Annotated in this window: 10 protein-coding genes; 9 read left to right on the top strand and 1 reads right to left on the bottom strand. The window is 72.5% G+C overall.

Going from position 1 to position 13550, the window contains the following annotated elements:
- Positions 1–46: 46 nt before the first annotated feature.
- Complete coding sequence (locus ACZ4N4_RS08360) at positions 47–1087, bottom strand: Rv2578c family radical SAM protein (protein ID WP_467585900.1); 1041 nt, start codon at positions 1085–1087, stop codon at positions 47–49.
- 180 nt (positions 1088–1267) lie between these two features.
- On the opposite strand from ACZ4N4_RS08360, the gene ACZ4N4_RS08355 reads away from it, so the two are divergent.
- The 9 genes from ACZ4N4_RS08355 (at position 1268) to ACZ4N4_RS08315 (ending at position 13532) form a co-directional block, all read left to right on the top strand.
- On the top strand, positions 1268–1711 hold the full coding sequence (locus tag ACZ4N4_RS08355; protein ID WP_453569592.1) for an SRPBCC family protein: 444 nt from the start codon (positions 1268–1270) through the stop codon (positions 1709–1711).
- Between the two features lie 180 nt (positions 1712–1891).
- The gene (locus ACZ4N4_RS08350) at positions 1892–4279 is read left to right on the top strand and encodes an MFS transporter (RefSeq protein WP_467585897.1); all 2388 of its coding nucleotides are present in this window, start codon (positions 1892–1894) and stop codon (positions 4277–4279) included.
- A 174-nt stretch (positions 4280–4453) separates the two neighbouring features.
- A complete protein-coding gene (locus ACZ4N4_RS08345; protein ID WP_467585895.1) occupies positions 4454–6919 on the top strand; it encodes an ATP-binding SpoIIE family protein phosphatase in 2466 nt (821 codons plus the stop codon).
- Positions 6920–7053: 134 nt separating this feature from the next.
- Positions 7054–7779 (top strand): class I SAM-dependent methyltransferase, encoded by a 726-nt coding sequence (locus ACZ4N4_RS08340; RefSeq protein WP_453569601.1) that lies wholly within the window; start codon positions 7054–7056, stop codon positions 7777–7779.
- Between the two features lie 140 nt (positions 7780–7919).
- On the top strand, positions 7920–8753 hold the full coding sequence (locus tag ACZ4N4_RS08335; RefSeq protein WP_467585893.1) for a M55 family metallopeptidase: 834 nt from the start codon (positions 7920–7922) through the stop codon (positions 8751–8753).
- Positions 8746–10050: a M20/M25/M40 family metallo-hydrolase gene (locus ACZ4N4_RS08330; RefSeq protein ID WP_467585890.1), complete on the top strand. Its 1305-nt coding sequence runs from the start codon at positions 8746–8748 to the stop codon at positions 10048–10050. Before ACZ4N4_RS08335 ends, ACZ4N4_RS08330 begins: the two co-directional genes overlap by 8 nt.
- Positions 10051–10058: 8 nt before the next feature.
- A complete protein-coding gene (locus ACZ4N4_RS08325) occupies positions 10059–11993 on the top strand; it encodes a prolyl oligopeptidase family serine peptidase (RefSeq protein ID WP_467585888.1) in 1935 nt (644 codons plus the stop codon).
- On the top strand, positions 11990–12913 hold the full coding sequence (locus ACZ4N4_RS08320; protein ID WP_467585885.1) for a S66 peptidase family protein: 924 nt from the start codon (positions 11990–11992) through the stop codon (positions 12911–12913). The genes ACZ4N4_RS08325 and ACZ4N4_RS08320 overlap by 4 nt, the downstream gene beginning before the upstream one ends.
- A 64-nt stretch (positions 12914–12977) precedes the next feature.
- Complete coding sequence (locus ACZ4N4_RS08315; protein ID WP_467585883.1) at positions 12978–13532, top strand: GNAT family N-acetyltransferase; 555 nt, start codon at positions 12978–12980, stop codon at positions 13530–13532.
- Positions 13533–13550: the final 18 nt, after the last annotated feature.

The following is a 13550-nucleotide window of genomic DNA, read 5'->3' as shown; positions in this document are numbered from 1 at the left end:
TGCGCTCGAACGCTCCCAGCTGTGAACGCCTCGGTCGGGAACGCTCTCAGAGCAGCGTGAGTTGCGTCGGCTCCGGCAGCGCGGGCTCCTCCTCCGCCGTCGGTACCGGCATCCGGCGGGGGGAGCCGGCGCGGTTCGGCCCGATGCCGTACTCCTCGGCCAGCTCGTGCACCTGACGGGTGATCCGGCGCTGGTACCACTTGGGCGCGTAGGCGCCCTCCGCGTACAGCCGCTCGTAGCGCCGGACGAGGTGCGGGTGGTGGGCCGCGAGCCAGCTCATGAACCACTCGCGGGCGCCGGGGCGCAGATGCAGCACCAGGGGCGTCACGGAGGTGGCCCCGGCGGCCGCGATCGCCCGCACGGTGGCCCGCAGTTGGGCCGGGTGGTCGCCCAGGAAGGGGATCACGGGCGCCATCAGGACCCCGCACCCGATGCCGGCCTCGGTGAGGGCCCGCACCACGTCCAGGCGGCGCTCGGGGGCCGGGGTGCCCGGCTCCACGGTGCGCCACAGCTCGGGGTCGACGAAGCCGACCGAGACCGAGATGCCGACGTCCGTGACCTCGGCCGCGCGTCGCAGCAGGTCGAGGTCGCGCAGGATCAGCGTGCCCTTGGTGAGGATCGAGAAGGGGTTCGCGTGGTCGGCCAGGGCCGAGATGATCCCCGGCATCAGCCGGTAGCGCCCCTCCGCGCGCTGGTAGCAGTCGACGTTGGTGCCCATCGCGATGTGATCGCCCAGCCAGCGCCGTGAGCCCAGCTGGCGGCGGAGCAGATCGGGGGCGTTCACCTTGACCACGATCTGGGTGTCGAAGCCGATCCCGGTGTCGAGGTCCAGATAGCTGTGCGTCTTGCGCGCGAAGCAGTACACGCACGCGTGCGTGCAGCCCCGGTACGGGTTCACCGTCCATTCGAACGGCATCCGGGAGGCGCCCGGCACCCGGTTGATGATCGACCGTGCCCGCACCTCGTGGAACGTGATCCCCCGGAACTCGGGGGTGTCGATGGTGCGGGTCGTCACCGCGTCCGCGCCGAACAGCGCGGTGTCGGCGCGGCCGTGTTCGGCCTCCTCGGTGAGGTTCTCCCAGCGCATGACGCCTCCTCGGTAGCACTGCCCCCAGAATAGAACATCTGTTCCCATGATCGTGCGAACGATCCCTGGAGACCGCGCGCGCACCGTTTCCGACCGCTTCCGGCACCCCGATTTGGGCGGCCGGGCGCCGGGGTGGTTGGCTTGCCCAAACCCCGAGAACTCAGGTGCTGGAGGAAGTCAATGGCGCAGGTCGAGGCCACTACGGAGCGGATCGTCGCGGCGGACGCGGAGACGGTGTTCGACGCGCTCGCCGACTACAGCGGCACGCGCGCGAAGCTGCTGCCCCAGCACTTCAGCGAGTACGAGGTGCGCGAGGGCGGTGACGGCGAGGGCACCCTGGTCCACTGGAAGCTCCAGGCCACCAGCAAGCGCGTCCGCGACTGCCTCCTGGAGGTCAGCGAGCCCACCGACGGCGAGCTGGTCGAGAAGGACCGCAACTCCTCCATGGTCACCACCTGGCGCGTCACCCCGGCCGGCGAGGGCAGCTCCAGGGTCGTGGTCCACACCACCTGGCAGGGCGCCGGCGGTATCGGCGGCTTCTTCGAGAAGACCTTCGCCCCCAAGGGCCTCGGCCGGATCTACGACGAGGTGCTCGACAGGCTCGCCGCCGAGGTCGCGAAGTAGCCCCGATCCCCCGGCGGTAGGCAACCGCCGGATGGACAGGGGGCGTTGAACCCCTCACCGGTTCGAGTGGATCTCCGGCCCGACCGGTCTCGTGCCGTAACTCGTCGCGCTTGCCCACAGTTGTCGCCCTACGGGACATAAGGCGGGAACTGTGCGCAGGCGCGACGAGGGGAGCGGTACGTGGGGACGACTCTGGTGCAGTACGAGGAGCCGGCCGCGGCACCTGCCGACGCCCCCGTACCCGAACCCGCCCCGGCCTCCGGACTCGGGCCGCGCCGCACCCGGTTGGTGTTCTGCGGGCTGATGCTCGCCCTGCTGCTGGCCGCCCTGGACCAGATGATCGTCGCCACCGCGCTCCCGAGGATCGTCGGCGAGCTGCACGGCCTGGACCGGATGTCCTGGGCGATCACCGCCTACCTGCTCACCTCCACCATCGGCCTCCCGGTCTACGGCAAGCTCGGCGACCTCATCGGCCGCAAGAGCGTCTTCCAGTTCGCGATCCTGGTCTTCGTCGTCGGCTCCGCGCTGGCCGGACGGGCGCAGAGCATGGACCAGCTGATCGCCTACCGCGCGGTGCAGGGCGTCGGCGCCGGCGGGCTGATGATCGGTGTCCAGGCGATCATCGCCGACATCGTGCCGCCCCGGCAGCGCGGCCGCTTCATGGGTCTGATCGGCGCCGCCTTCGGCCTCGCCTCCGTCGCCGGACCGCTGCTCGGCGGCTACTTCACCGACCACCTCTCCTGGCGCTGGTGCTTCTACGTCAACGTGCCCTTCGGCCTGGTCACCCTGGCCGTCGTCACGGCCGTACTGAAGCTGCCCCGGCCCCGGGCCCGTGCCCGGTTCGACGTCCTGGGCACCCCGTTGCTGGCCGCCGCCTCCACCTGCGTCGTCCTGCTGACCAGTTGGGGTGGCACGGAGTACGAGTGGGGCTCGCGTGTCATCCTCGGGCTCGGCGCCGGTGCCGTGGTCGCCACCGTGCTGTTCCTGATCGCCGAGCACCACGCGGTCGAACCCCTCATCCCGCTGCGGCTGTTCCGGGACTCCGTCTTCAACGTGACCGGACTCGTCGGACTGGTCGTCGGCGTCGCGCTGTTCGGCGCCGCCAGCTACCTGCCGACCTTCCTGCAGATGGTCGACGGCGCCTCGGCCACCGAGTCCGGGCTGCTGATGCTGCCGATGATGGGCGGGATCGTCGGCGCCTCGATCGTCTCCGGGCAGCTCATCAGCCACACCGGTCACTACCGGATCTTCCCGGTGCTCGGCGGCGGACTGTCGGTGGTCGGCATGGGGCTGCTCTCCCGGCTCGAAGTCGACACCCCGCGCTGGCAGTACAGCATCTGGATGGCCGTGCTCGGCGCCGGCATCGGCATGGTGATGCCGGTGCTCGTCCTCGCCGTGCAGAACTCCGTACGGCCCGCCGACCTCGGCACCGCCACCAGCGCCAACAACTACTTCCGGCAGATCGGCGGCAGCGTCGGCGCCGCCGTCTTCGGCACCCTCTTCGCCGACCGGCTCACCGACGCCCTGCACAAACGTCTCCCCGCCCACGCCGGCGCCCGGCTGCCCGACCCCGAGTCCCTCACCCCGCAGCTCGTCCACGCGCTGCCCCCGGCGCTGCGCGACGCCTACATCCGCGCCTACGCCGACGCGATGCCCAGGATCTTCCTCTACCTGGTCCCGATGCTCGTGCTCGGTCTGCTCATCGCCTGCTTCCTCAAGGAGAAACCGCTGGTGTCCCACCCCACCGCCGAAACCGAGTCCGTCCCCGTGAACACCCCGATCCCGCAGGCACGCTCGCCGTACACCGGTGCCGGGATCCCGGTCTGCGGCACGGTGCAGCACCCCGACGGGACCGTGGTGCCCCGCGCCGCACTCACCCTCATCGACGCCGTCGGCCGACAGATCGGCCGGGGTGCGAGCGGCGACGACGGACGGTACGCCCTGTCCACGCCCGGCTCCGGTGCGTACGTCCTGATCGCCGCCGCCGGCGGCCACCAGCCGCAGGCGGTCACCGTGACCGTCGGCGAGCGGCCCGTCGAACTCGACGTCGTCCTCGGCGGCGCCGGACGCCTCGCGGGCACCGTCCGCACCGCCGACGGCACACCCGTCCGCGACGCCACCGTCACGCTCACCAACGTGCAGGGCGAGGTCGTCGCCAGCACCCGCAGCGGACGCGAGGGCGGCTATGTCATCACCGAGCTGGTGGCCGGCGAGTACACCCTTGCCGGCAGCGCCCCCGCCTTCCGCCCGGCCGCCCTTCCGGTCACCGTGCAGGCATCGCGGGAGACCCGGCAGGACGTCGAACTCGCGGGCGGCGCCGTGCTGAAGGGCACCGTCCGGGCCGGCGGCGGGCGGCCCGTCGAGGACGCGCGCGTGACCCTCCTCGACGCCGCGGGGAACGTCGTGGACACCCTCACCACCGGCGCCGACGGAACGTTCCGGTTCGTCGACCTCTCCTCCGGCGAGTACACCGTCATCGCCGCCGGTTACCCGCCGGTCGCGACGGTGCTCCAGGTCGCGGGCGGCGGTCGCACCGAACGCGATCTCCAACTGGGGCACGAGGACTGAGCGGACGGGGCGCGGGGACCGGCCGAGCGGGGCGCGAGGGCGCGGACCTGCGCGCCGGTGCGCTCCGGTGAAACCAATTCCAGAATTGCCACACATCGCGACCGGCGGCCACCGTACGGTAGTGGCGGGCGGCATAGATCTTTCGCGGAGCCGTGGGGAGAGAGGGCCTGGGCCATGGACCATGGCAGCGAGCGGGACACACCTCCCGGCTTCGGTGCCGGGGAGGGCGCGGCAGGCCGTATCCCGCTGGCCGTGGTCGTCGTCGACCGCGACGGGCGGGTCTCCCACTGGAGCACCGGCGCGCGCCGGCTGTTCGGCGCCGCCAGGGAACAGGCGATCGGCCGCTTGGCCCTGGACCTGCTGCCGGTCTCCGGCGCGCTCCCCGAGGACGACGAGATCACCCCGTACGGCGCCTACGCGGCCTACGACGGACTCGGCCCCGACCTGGAGTCCTCGCTCGACGGACGGCTGAACTTCCCCGCCGCGGGCCGCGCCCGGCTCACCGTGCCGGAGCACGACCGGGTCGATGTGCTCTGGTGGGCGTATCCGCTGGTCGGTCCCGGCGAGGAGCGGCTGCTGGTGCTCGCGGCGGACGCCGAGCGGCTGCGCCGGTCCGAGCGTGCCGAGGACGTGGCCTTCGAGCGCATAGCGCCCGGATTCGCCCTGCACACCGACTTCCCCGGCGCCGAGGAACTCGCCCGCCGGCTCCCCGAGATCCTGCCCAGCATGAGCGTCGACGAGAGCGCCCGGATCGTCGCCCAGGTTCTGGAACTCGGCTATCCGATCCTGGAGTTCAGCCAGAACGACCGGGTCCCCGTCACCCCGGACTGGGGCGTCGCCCGGCGCGTCGAGCGCAAGGGCCGCCGGGAGCGCGCCGCCCTGGTGGCCGCCCAGGGCCTGCCGGTACCCGCCGACCTCACCGACGACGAGGGCGAGGACCTGGAGTACGCGGCCGTCCGTGAGCGCCTCGAATTCCTCAACGAGGTCAGCGGGAAGATCGGCACCTCGCTCGACCTGTCCCGCACCATCGTCGAGGTCAGCAGGGCCGTCGTACCCCGCTTCACCGATGTCGCCGGCACCTATCTGCGTGAACAGGTCGTCGCCGGCGAGGGGTTCCCGGACGGCGTGCCCGACACCACCACCATGTGGCACCGGGTCGCCCTGGAGCACACCGACGAACCCGGCCGCTGGGACGACGTCGTCCCGGTCGGCGAGGCCATGCCGTTCCCCGCGCACACCCCGTTCTTCCAGTGCATGACGAGCGGCGAGCCGGTCCTGGTGCCGCGCATCAGCGTGGAGATGGGCCATGCCATCGCCTCGCAGTTCGAGAAGCGTGACATCCGGCCCCTGATCACCGGCCGCTCGATGCTGGTCGTCCCCCTCAAGGCCCGCAACGTCGTGCTCGGCTTCATGATCCTGCTGCGCCACCCCGAGCGCGAGACGTTCAACGACATGGACCGGGTCACCGGTGCCGAACTCGCCGCCCGCGCGGGCCTCGTGCTCGACAACGCGCGCATGTACACCTTCCAGGAGAGCGTCGCCGAGACCCTCCAGGACAGCATGCTGCCGCACATACCGCCGCGCATGGCGGGCTGTGACATCGCCACCCGGTATCTGCCGGGCACCCTGCTCGGACGCATCGGCGGTGACTGGTTCGACTCCGTGAAACTCCCCGGCGCCCGCACCGCCCTGGTCGTCGGCGACGTCATGGGCCACGGCCTCAACTCGGCCGCGATGATGGGCCAGTTGCGGACGGCCGTCCAGACCATGGCGGCCCTGGACCTGCCGCCCGCCCAACTCCTGCGCAACCTCGACGACCTGGCCCAGCGGCTCGGCGACGGCTACCTCGCCACCTGCCTGTACGCCGTCTACGACCCGATCGAGAGCGAACTTCACCTCGCCAACGCGGGCCACATACCGCCCGTGCTGGTCCGTGCCGTGGACGGCCGCAGCGAACTCCTCGACCTGCCCACCGGGGCGCCCATCGGCGTCGGCGGGGTCGCCTTCGAGTCGCTTCGGGTGCGCGTGGACCCCGGCGACCGGCTGGTGATGTGCACCGACGGACTCGTCGAGATGCGCGGTGCGGACATCGGTGTCGGCCTCGCCGCCCTCTGCGAGTCCGCCGCCCATCCGGCCGCCTCCATGGACGACGCCTGCGACACCATCATCCGTGCCCTCGCCGCGACGTTCTCCGCGGCGGGCCGCGGCGACCGCAAGGACGACGTCGCCCTGCTGATGGCCCGCCTCAACGGCATCGAGCCGGACGACGTCGCCGAATGGCGGCTCGCCCTCGACCCGGCCGAGGTCCCCCGGGCCCGCGCCGCCGTCCGCGAACAGCTCCACGACTGGGGCCTGGCCCGGCTCGCCGACCCCGCCGAACTGATGGTCAGCGAGATCGTCACCAACGCCGTCCGGCACTCCCACAACCGTCCGGTCCAGCTCCGGCTGATCCGCGGCGAGACCCTGCTGTGCGAGGTCGATGACGACGACCACACCCTGCCGACCCTGCTCAGCGTGGAACCCGACGCCGGCTCCGGGCGTGGACTGCGGGTGGTGAGCACACTGGCCCGGGAGTGGGGCACCAGCCGCACGTCCGCCGGCAAGACCGTCTGGTTCGAGCTCACCTCACGGCGCCGTTGACTCCAGGGCGCACGTTCGTCGAAAGTGGGGTGAAGGAACGCGCCAGGCGCTTGTGGCCGAAACCGGCGCAGGGTAGACCGTACTGGCCCGTCACATACGGCGGCCTTCCGCGGTCACATCCTGGGGAGTTGGGCATGAGCGTGACGAGTAGATACCGGGACGCCTGGGAGGGCTTCTGGCGCGAGGCGCCCGAGGCGACGGGGGCGGTGTTCTGGGACGCCGAACCGGGCGTGACCGCGTCGGTCCATGTCCCCCTCTTCGAGCCCCACCTCACCGACCCCGGCCTGCCGCTGGTCGACCTCGGCTGCGGCAACGGCACCCAGACCCGCTTCCTCACCGGCCGCTTCCCGCGGGTGCTGGGCACCGACATCGCCGAGGCCGCCCTGGAACACGCCCGGCACGCCGATCCGGCCGGACTGGCCCGCTACCGGCAGCTGGACGCGGTCGAGAAGACCGAGGCCGAGGCCCTGCACGCCGAACTCGGCGACGCCAACGTCTATATGCGGGGCGTGCTGCACCAGTGCGAACCCGATGACCGGCAGCCGTTGACCGACACCGTCGCCACCCTCGTCGGCGATCGTGGCAGGGCCTTCCTCGTCGAGCTCTCCCAGGCCGCCGGCCCCATCCTCGGCGGCCTCGCCCAGAGCCCGGCGGGCCCGCCGCCCAAGCTCGCCCCGGTCTTCCGGCATGGCATCGCCCCCGGCGAGGTCGCCGACGACGCGGTACCCGAGTACCTGCGCAACGCCGGCCTCACGGTCTTGGCGAGCGGCGAACTGCCCCTGACGACAACAGAGTTCACCCCGGACGGCGATCGGATCGTGCTGCCGTCGAAGTGGCTGGTGGCGGGGCGCGCGAACTGACCTCCACGGACAGCGTCAGTCCGCCCCTCGGCGTGCCGTCGGGCCGGGGGCGGACGGCCGTGCCGGGCCGGTCGGGTGCGGGGGAGGACGACGGCTTGCTTCCTGGCCGGTGGCCGCCCGGACGCGTAACGTGGCGCACCATGAAGATCCTCATCAGCGCCGACATGGAGGGCGCCACCGGGGTGACCTGGCCCGGCGACGTACTGCCCGGCACACCGCAGTGGGAGCGGTGCCGGTCGATGTTCACCTCGGACGTCAACGCCGCCGTCCTCGGCTTCCTCGACGGCGGTGCCGACGAGGTCCTCATCAACGAGGCCCACTGGAGCATGCGCAACCTGCTCCTGGAGCAGCTCGACGATCGCGCCGAGATGATCACCGGCCGCCACAAGACCCTCTCCATGGTCGAGGGCGTCCAGCACGGCGACGTCGACGGCATCGCCTTCGTCGGCTACCACACCGGCGCCGGCATGGAGGGCGTCCTCGCCCACACCTACCTCGCCAACTCCATCACCGGCGTCTGGCTCAACGACGTCCGTGCCAGCGAGGGCCTGCTCAACGCCCACGTGGCCGCCGAGTACGGCGTCCCGGTCGTCCTCGTCACCGGCGACGACCTGGCCTGCGAGGACGCCCTCGGCTACGCGCCCGAGGCCCTCAAGGTCGCCGTCAAGGACCATGTGTCGAGGTATGCCGCCAAGTGCCGCACGCCCGCCAGGACCGCCGCCGACATCCGCGCCGCCGCCAAGGAGGCGGCCGGGCTCGCGGTGCGCCACGAACCCGTGAGCGGCGGGCCGTTCACCGTCGCCCTGGAGTTCGACGCCGAGCACCTCGCCCTCTCCGCCACCGTCGTCCCCGGCGTGAAGCGGATCGGCGAGCGGAAGGTGGCGTACACCGAGGGGACCATGTACGACGGCATCCGCACCTTCAAGGCGGTCACCACGATCGTCTCGGCCGCGGTGGAGGAGCAGTATGGCTGACGAACAGGCGCTGGACGAGGTGGTCCGGTTCACCTCCGAGCTGATCCGGATCGACACCAGCAACTTCGGCGGCGGCGACTGCCGGGAGCGGCCCGCCGCCGAGTACGCGGCCGAGCGGCTGGCGGGAGCGGGTCTGGAGCCGATCCTCCTGGAGCGGACCGAGGGCCGCACCAACGTCGTCGCCCGCATCGAGGGGACGGACGCGAGGGCGGACGCGCTCCTTGTCCACGGGCACCTCGACGTGGTGCCCGCACAGCCCGCCGACTGGAGCGTCGACCCCTTCTCCGGGGAGATCCGCGACGGGGTCGTGTGGGGCCGGGGCGCCGTCGACATGAAGAACATGGACGCGATGATCCTGGCGGTGGCGCGGTCCTGGGCCCGCGAGGGGGTACGACCGCGCCGGGACATCGTCGTCGCCTTCACCGCCGACGAGGAGGCCAGCGCCGAGGACGGCTCCGGGTTCCTCGCCGACCACCACCCCGAGCTGTTCGAGGGCTGCACCGAGGGCGTCAGCGAGTCGGGCGCCTTCACTTTCCACGACGGCCGCGGACGGCAGCTCTACCCCATCGCCGCGGGCGAGCGGGGCACCGGCTGGCTGAAGCTCACCGCGCACGGCCGCGCCGGACACGGCTCCAAGGTCAACAAGGAGAACGCGGTCACCCGGCTCGCCGCCGCCGTCACCCGGATCGGCGAGCACAACTGGCCGCTCCGGCTCACCCCGACGGTCACCGCCGCCCTCAGGGAACTCGCCGCCGTCTACGGCATCGAGCCCGACCTCACGGAGGTCGACGTGCTGCTCGACAAGCTCGGGCCGGCCGCCAAACTGGTCGAGGCCACCGTCCGCAACAGCGCCAACCCGACCATGCTGAACGCCGGTTACAAGGTCAACGTCATCCCCGGCGAAGCCGTCGCATTCGTCGACGGACGCCATCTGCACGGTACCGAGGACGAGTTCCGCGCCACCCTGGACCGGCTCACCGGACCCGATGTCGACTGGGAGTTCCACCATCGCGAGGTCGCCCTCCAGGCGCCGCTCGACTCACCGACGTACGCCCGGATGCGCGCCGCCGTCGAGGAGTTCGCGCCCGAGGGGCACGTGGTGCCGTACTGCATGTCGGGCGGCACCGACGCCAAGCAGTTCTCCCGGCTCGGCATCACCGGCTACGGTTTCACACCGCTCCGGCTGCCCGAGGGCTACGACTACCAGGCCATGTTCCACGGCGTCGACGAACGGGTCCCCGTGGAGGCCCTGCACTTCGGCGTCCGGGTCCTGGACCGCTTCCTGCGCACGGCATAGGAGACATCGTGGAGACGAAGCCGTACGGCTCCTGGCCCTCGCCCATCGACGCGGCCCTGGCCGCCGCGCACGACGGCAGCCCCGAGTGGGTGGGCTTCGTCGGCGACGAGACCTGGTGGACCGAACCCCGCCCGCGGGAGGGCGGCCGCCGGACCCTGGTGCGGGGCGCCACCCGGGAGTCCGTGCTGCCCGCGCCGTGGAACGTCCGCAGCCGGGTCATCGAGTACGGCGGACATCCCTGGGCCGGTGCCGTGCCCGCGGCCGGCGGCGAACCGCTGCTGGTCTTCGTCCACTTCGACGACCAGCGGCTGTACCGCTACGAGCCGGGTACCGAGCCGCGCCCGCTGACCCCGACGGGGCTCCGCTGGGCCGAACCGCGGTTGCTGCTCGAACGGGGTGAGGTCTGGTGCGTCCTCGAGGAGTTCACCGGGGACGGCCCCGGCGATGTGCGGCGGGTGCTCGCCGCCGTACCCCTGGACGGCTCGGCCGCCGAGGACCGGGCCGCCGTACGCGAACTCACCGACGACCGGCACCGGTTCGTGACCGGTCCACGCCTGTCGCCCGACGGGCGGCGGGCCGCCTGGCTCGCCTGGGACCATCCGCGGATGCCGTGGGACGGCACGGAACTGCTGGTCGGCGAGGTCGGCGACGACGGTGTGCTGCACGGGGTCCGTACGGTCGCGGGCGGGCCCGAGGAGTCCGTCGCCCAGGTCGAATGGTCGTCGGACGGCCGTCTCCTGTACGCGAGCGACCGCAGTGGCTGGTGGAACCTCTACCGCGACGGCAATCGGCTGTGCCCGCGCGAGGAGGAGTTCGCCGGGCCGCTCTGGAAGCTCGGCCAGCGCTGGTTCGCCCCGCTGGACAACGGGCTGATCGCCGTCGTCCACGGCCGGGGGGCGACCGCACTCGGGATACTCGACCCGGAATCCGGTGACCTCGTCGACGCCGCCGGCCCCTGGACCGAGTTCGCCGCCGCCCTCGCGGCGCACGGCACCCGAGTCGTCGCGGTCGGCGCCGGCCCGCGCACCACGTACGAAGTGATCGAACTGGACACCGCGAGCGGCCGTGCCCGGGTCGTCGGCGCCGCCCACCGTGACCCGGTCGACCCCGCCTACTATCCGGAGCCGCGGGTCCGCACCTTCTCCGGCCCGGACGGCCGCGAGGTGCACGCCCACATCTACCCGCCCCACCACCCCGGCCACACCGCCCCCGACGGCGAGCTGCCGCCGTACGTCGTCTGGGCACACGGCGGCCCCACCAGCCGGGCGCCCCTCGTCCTCGACCTGGCCATCGGCTACTTCACCGCCCGGGGCATCGGCGTCGCCGAGGTCAACTACGGCGGCTCCACCGGGTACGGGCGGGAGTACCGCAACCGGCTGCGCGAGCAGTGGGGCGTGGTCGACGTCGAGGACTGCGCGGCCGTCGCCCTCGCCCTCGCCGAGGAGGGCACCGCCGACCGCGCCCGGCTGGCCATCCGGGGCGGCAGCGCCGGCGGCTGGACCGCGGCGGCCTCGCTGACCAGCACCGACGTCTACGCCTGCGGCACCATCGCCTACCCCATCCTCGACCTCACCGGCTGGGGCACGGGGGAGACCCACGATTTCGAGTCCCGGTATCTGGAGTCACTGATCGGGCCGCTGGCCGAGGTCCCCGAGCGGTACGTCGAACGCTCGCCCAGCGAGCACGCCGACCGGCTCGCCGCGCCCTTCCTGCTGCTCCAGGGCCTGGACGACGTGATCTGCCCGCCCGTGCAGTGCGAACGCTTCCTCGCCAACCTCGACGGACGGCGCGTGCCGCACGCCTACCTCACCTTCGCGGGCGAGGGCCACGGCTTCCGTCGCGCCGAGACCATGGTTCGCGCCCTGGAGGCCGAACTCGCCTTGTACGCCCAGGTGTTCGGGCTGAACGTGCCCGGCATCCCCGAGTTGGAGCTGGTGAAGTGAGAGAGCTGGTACGGCCGTCGAGGCTCGCCCCCGGAGCGCGGGTCGCCGTGGTGGCGCCGAGCGGGCCGGTGGTGGAGGAGCGGCTCCAGGCGGGCCTCGACATCCTGCGCGGCTGGGATCTCGACCCCGTGGTGGCACCGCATGTGCTCGCCAAGGACGGAGAGCTGGGCTATCTCGCCGGCTCCGACGCCGACCGGGCCGCCGACCTCCAGCGGGCCTGGTGCGACCCGTCCGTGTCCGCCGTGCTCTGCGCGCGCGGCGGCTACGGCGCCCAGCGCCTGGTCGACCTGCTCGACTGGGAGGCGATGCGGGCCGCCGGGCCGAAGGCGTTCGTCGGCTTCAGCGACGGGACGGTGCTGCACGAGGCGTTCGCCACCCGGCTCGGGCTCGCCACCCTGTACGGGCCGGTGGCCGCGGGTGCCGACTTCGTCAAGAGCACCGAGGCGCAGCAGCATCTGCGGGCCACCCTGTTCGCCCCGGAGACGGTCCGCACGATCACCGGCCGGGGCCGCTCGCTGGTGCCCGGCCGGGCCCGGGGCGTCACGGTCGGCGGCTGCCTGCGCCTGCTCGCGACCGGCATCGGCACCCCGCACACCCACCCCGGCGCGCGCGGCGGGCTGCTCCTGCTGGAGGACGTGGGCGAGCAGCCGTACAGCCTCGACCGGAGCATCACCCAGCTGCTGCGGTCCGGCCGGCTCGACGGCGTCGCCGGGATCCTGCTCGGGTCCTGGGACCGGTGCGGGCCGTACGAGGACGTGCGGGCGGTGCTCGCCGACCGGCTGGGCGGGCTCGGGGTACCGGTGGTGGAGGAGTTCGGCTTCGGGCACTGCGAGTCCGCCCTGACGATCCCGCTCGGCGTCGCGGCGGAGCTGGACGCCGACGCGGGCACGCTCACGCTGCTGGAACCGGCACTGCGTTGAGTCGGAGCACGGTGCGGGGCCTGAGTCACGAAACACCGCGGCCGGCTTTGCGTAGGGTGGTCGGATGCCGCACATCGCTTCCCGCTATCTCGCCGAGGGCCCTCGCGTGGGCATCCGCCACTTCACCTACGAGGACGGCGCCGAGTTCATCGCCCGGGCCCGGGAGAGCAAGGACCTCCACGAGCCCTGGCTGTTCCCGCCCACCACGGACGCGGCCTACGCCGGTTACGCGGGCCGGCTGATCGAGGACCGCAGCAAGGCCGGGTTCCTGGTCTGCGAGAAGGACAGGGCAGAGCACGGTGGGGCGATCGCCGGGTTCATCAACATCAACAACATCGTCGAGGGCGGCTTCCAGTGCGGTGCCCTCGGCTACGGGGTGTTCGCGCACGCCGCCGGGCGCGGGCTGATGCGGGAGGCGATGGGGCTGGTCGTGGACCACGCCTTCGGGCCGATGCGGCTGCACCGGCTGGAGATCAACGCCCAGCCCGGCAACGCCGCCTCCATCGCGCTCGCGCGCGGTGCCGGGTTCCGCCTCGAGGGGTTCTCGCCGAACATGATCTACATCGACGGGGCCTGGCGGGACCACGAGCGGTGGGCCATCACGGCCGAGATGCGCTGATCCGGGGCGGCGGCCCGG

The organism is Streptomyces sp. NPDC026538 (genome assembly GCF_055567535.1).
Note: the sequence above shows the minus strand (reverse complement) of the source record. Positions and strands in the feature narration are given on the sequence as shown.

Bases quoted from the DNA above. Each gene is read 5' to 3' on its own strand.
- ACZ4N4_RS08340 (WP_453569601.1), top strand. From the start codon at position 7,054: ATGAGCGTGACGAGTAGATACCGGGACGCCTGGGAGGGCTTCTGGCGC.
- ACZ4N4_RS08345 (WP_467585895.1), top strand. From the start codon at position 4,454: ATGGACCATGGCAGCGAGCGGGACACACCTCCCGGCTTCGGTGCCGGG.
- ACZ4N4_RS08335 (WP_467585893.1), top strand. From the start codon at position 7,920: ATGAAGATCCTCATCAGCGCCGACATGGAGGGCGCCACCGGGGTGACC.
- ACZ4N4_RS08315 (WP_467585883.1), top strand. From the start codon at position 12,978: ATGCCGCACATCGCTTCCCGCTATCTCGCCGAGGGCCCTCGCGTGGGC.
- ACZ4N4_RS08360 (WP_467585900.1), bottom strand. From the start codon at position 1,087: ATGCGCTGGGAGAACCTCACCGAGGAGGCCGAACACGGCCGCGCCGAC.
- ACZ4N4_RS08355 (WP_453569592.1), top strand. From the start codon at position 1,268: ATGGCGCAGGTCGAGGCCACTACGGAGCGGATCGTCGCGGCGGACGCG.
- ACZ4N4_RS08330 (WP_467585890.1), top strand. From the start codon at position 8,746: ATGGCTGACGAACAGGCGCTGGACGAGGTGGTCCGGTTCACCTCCGAG.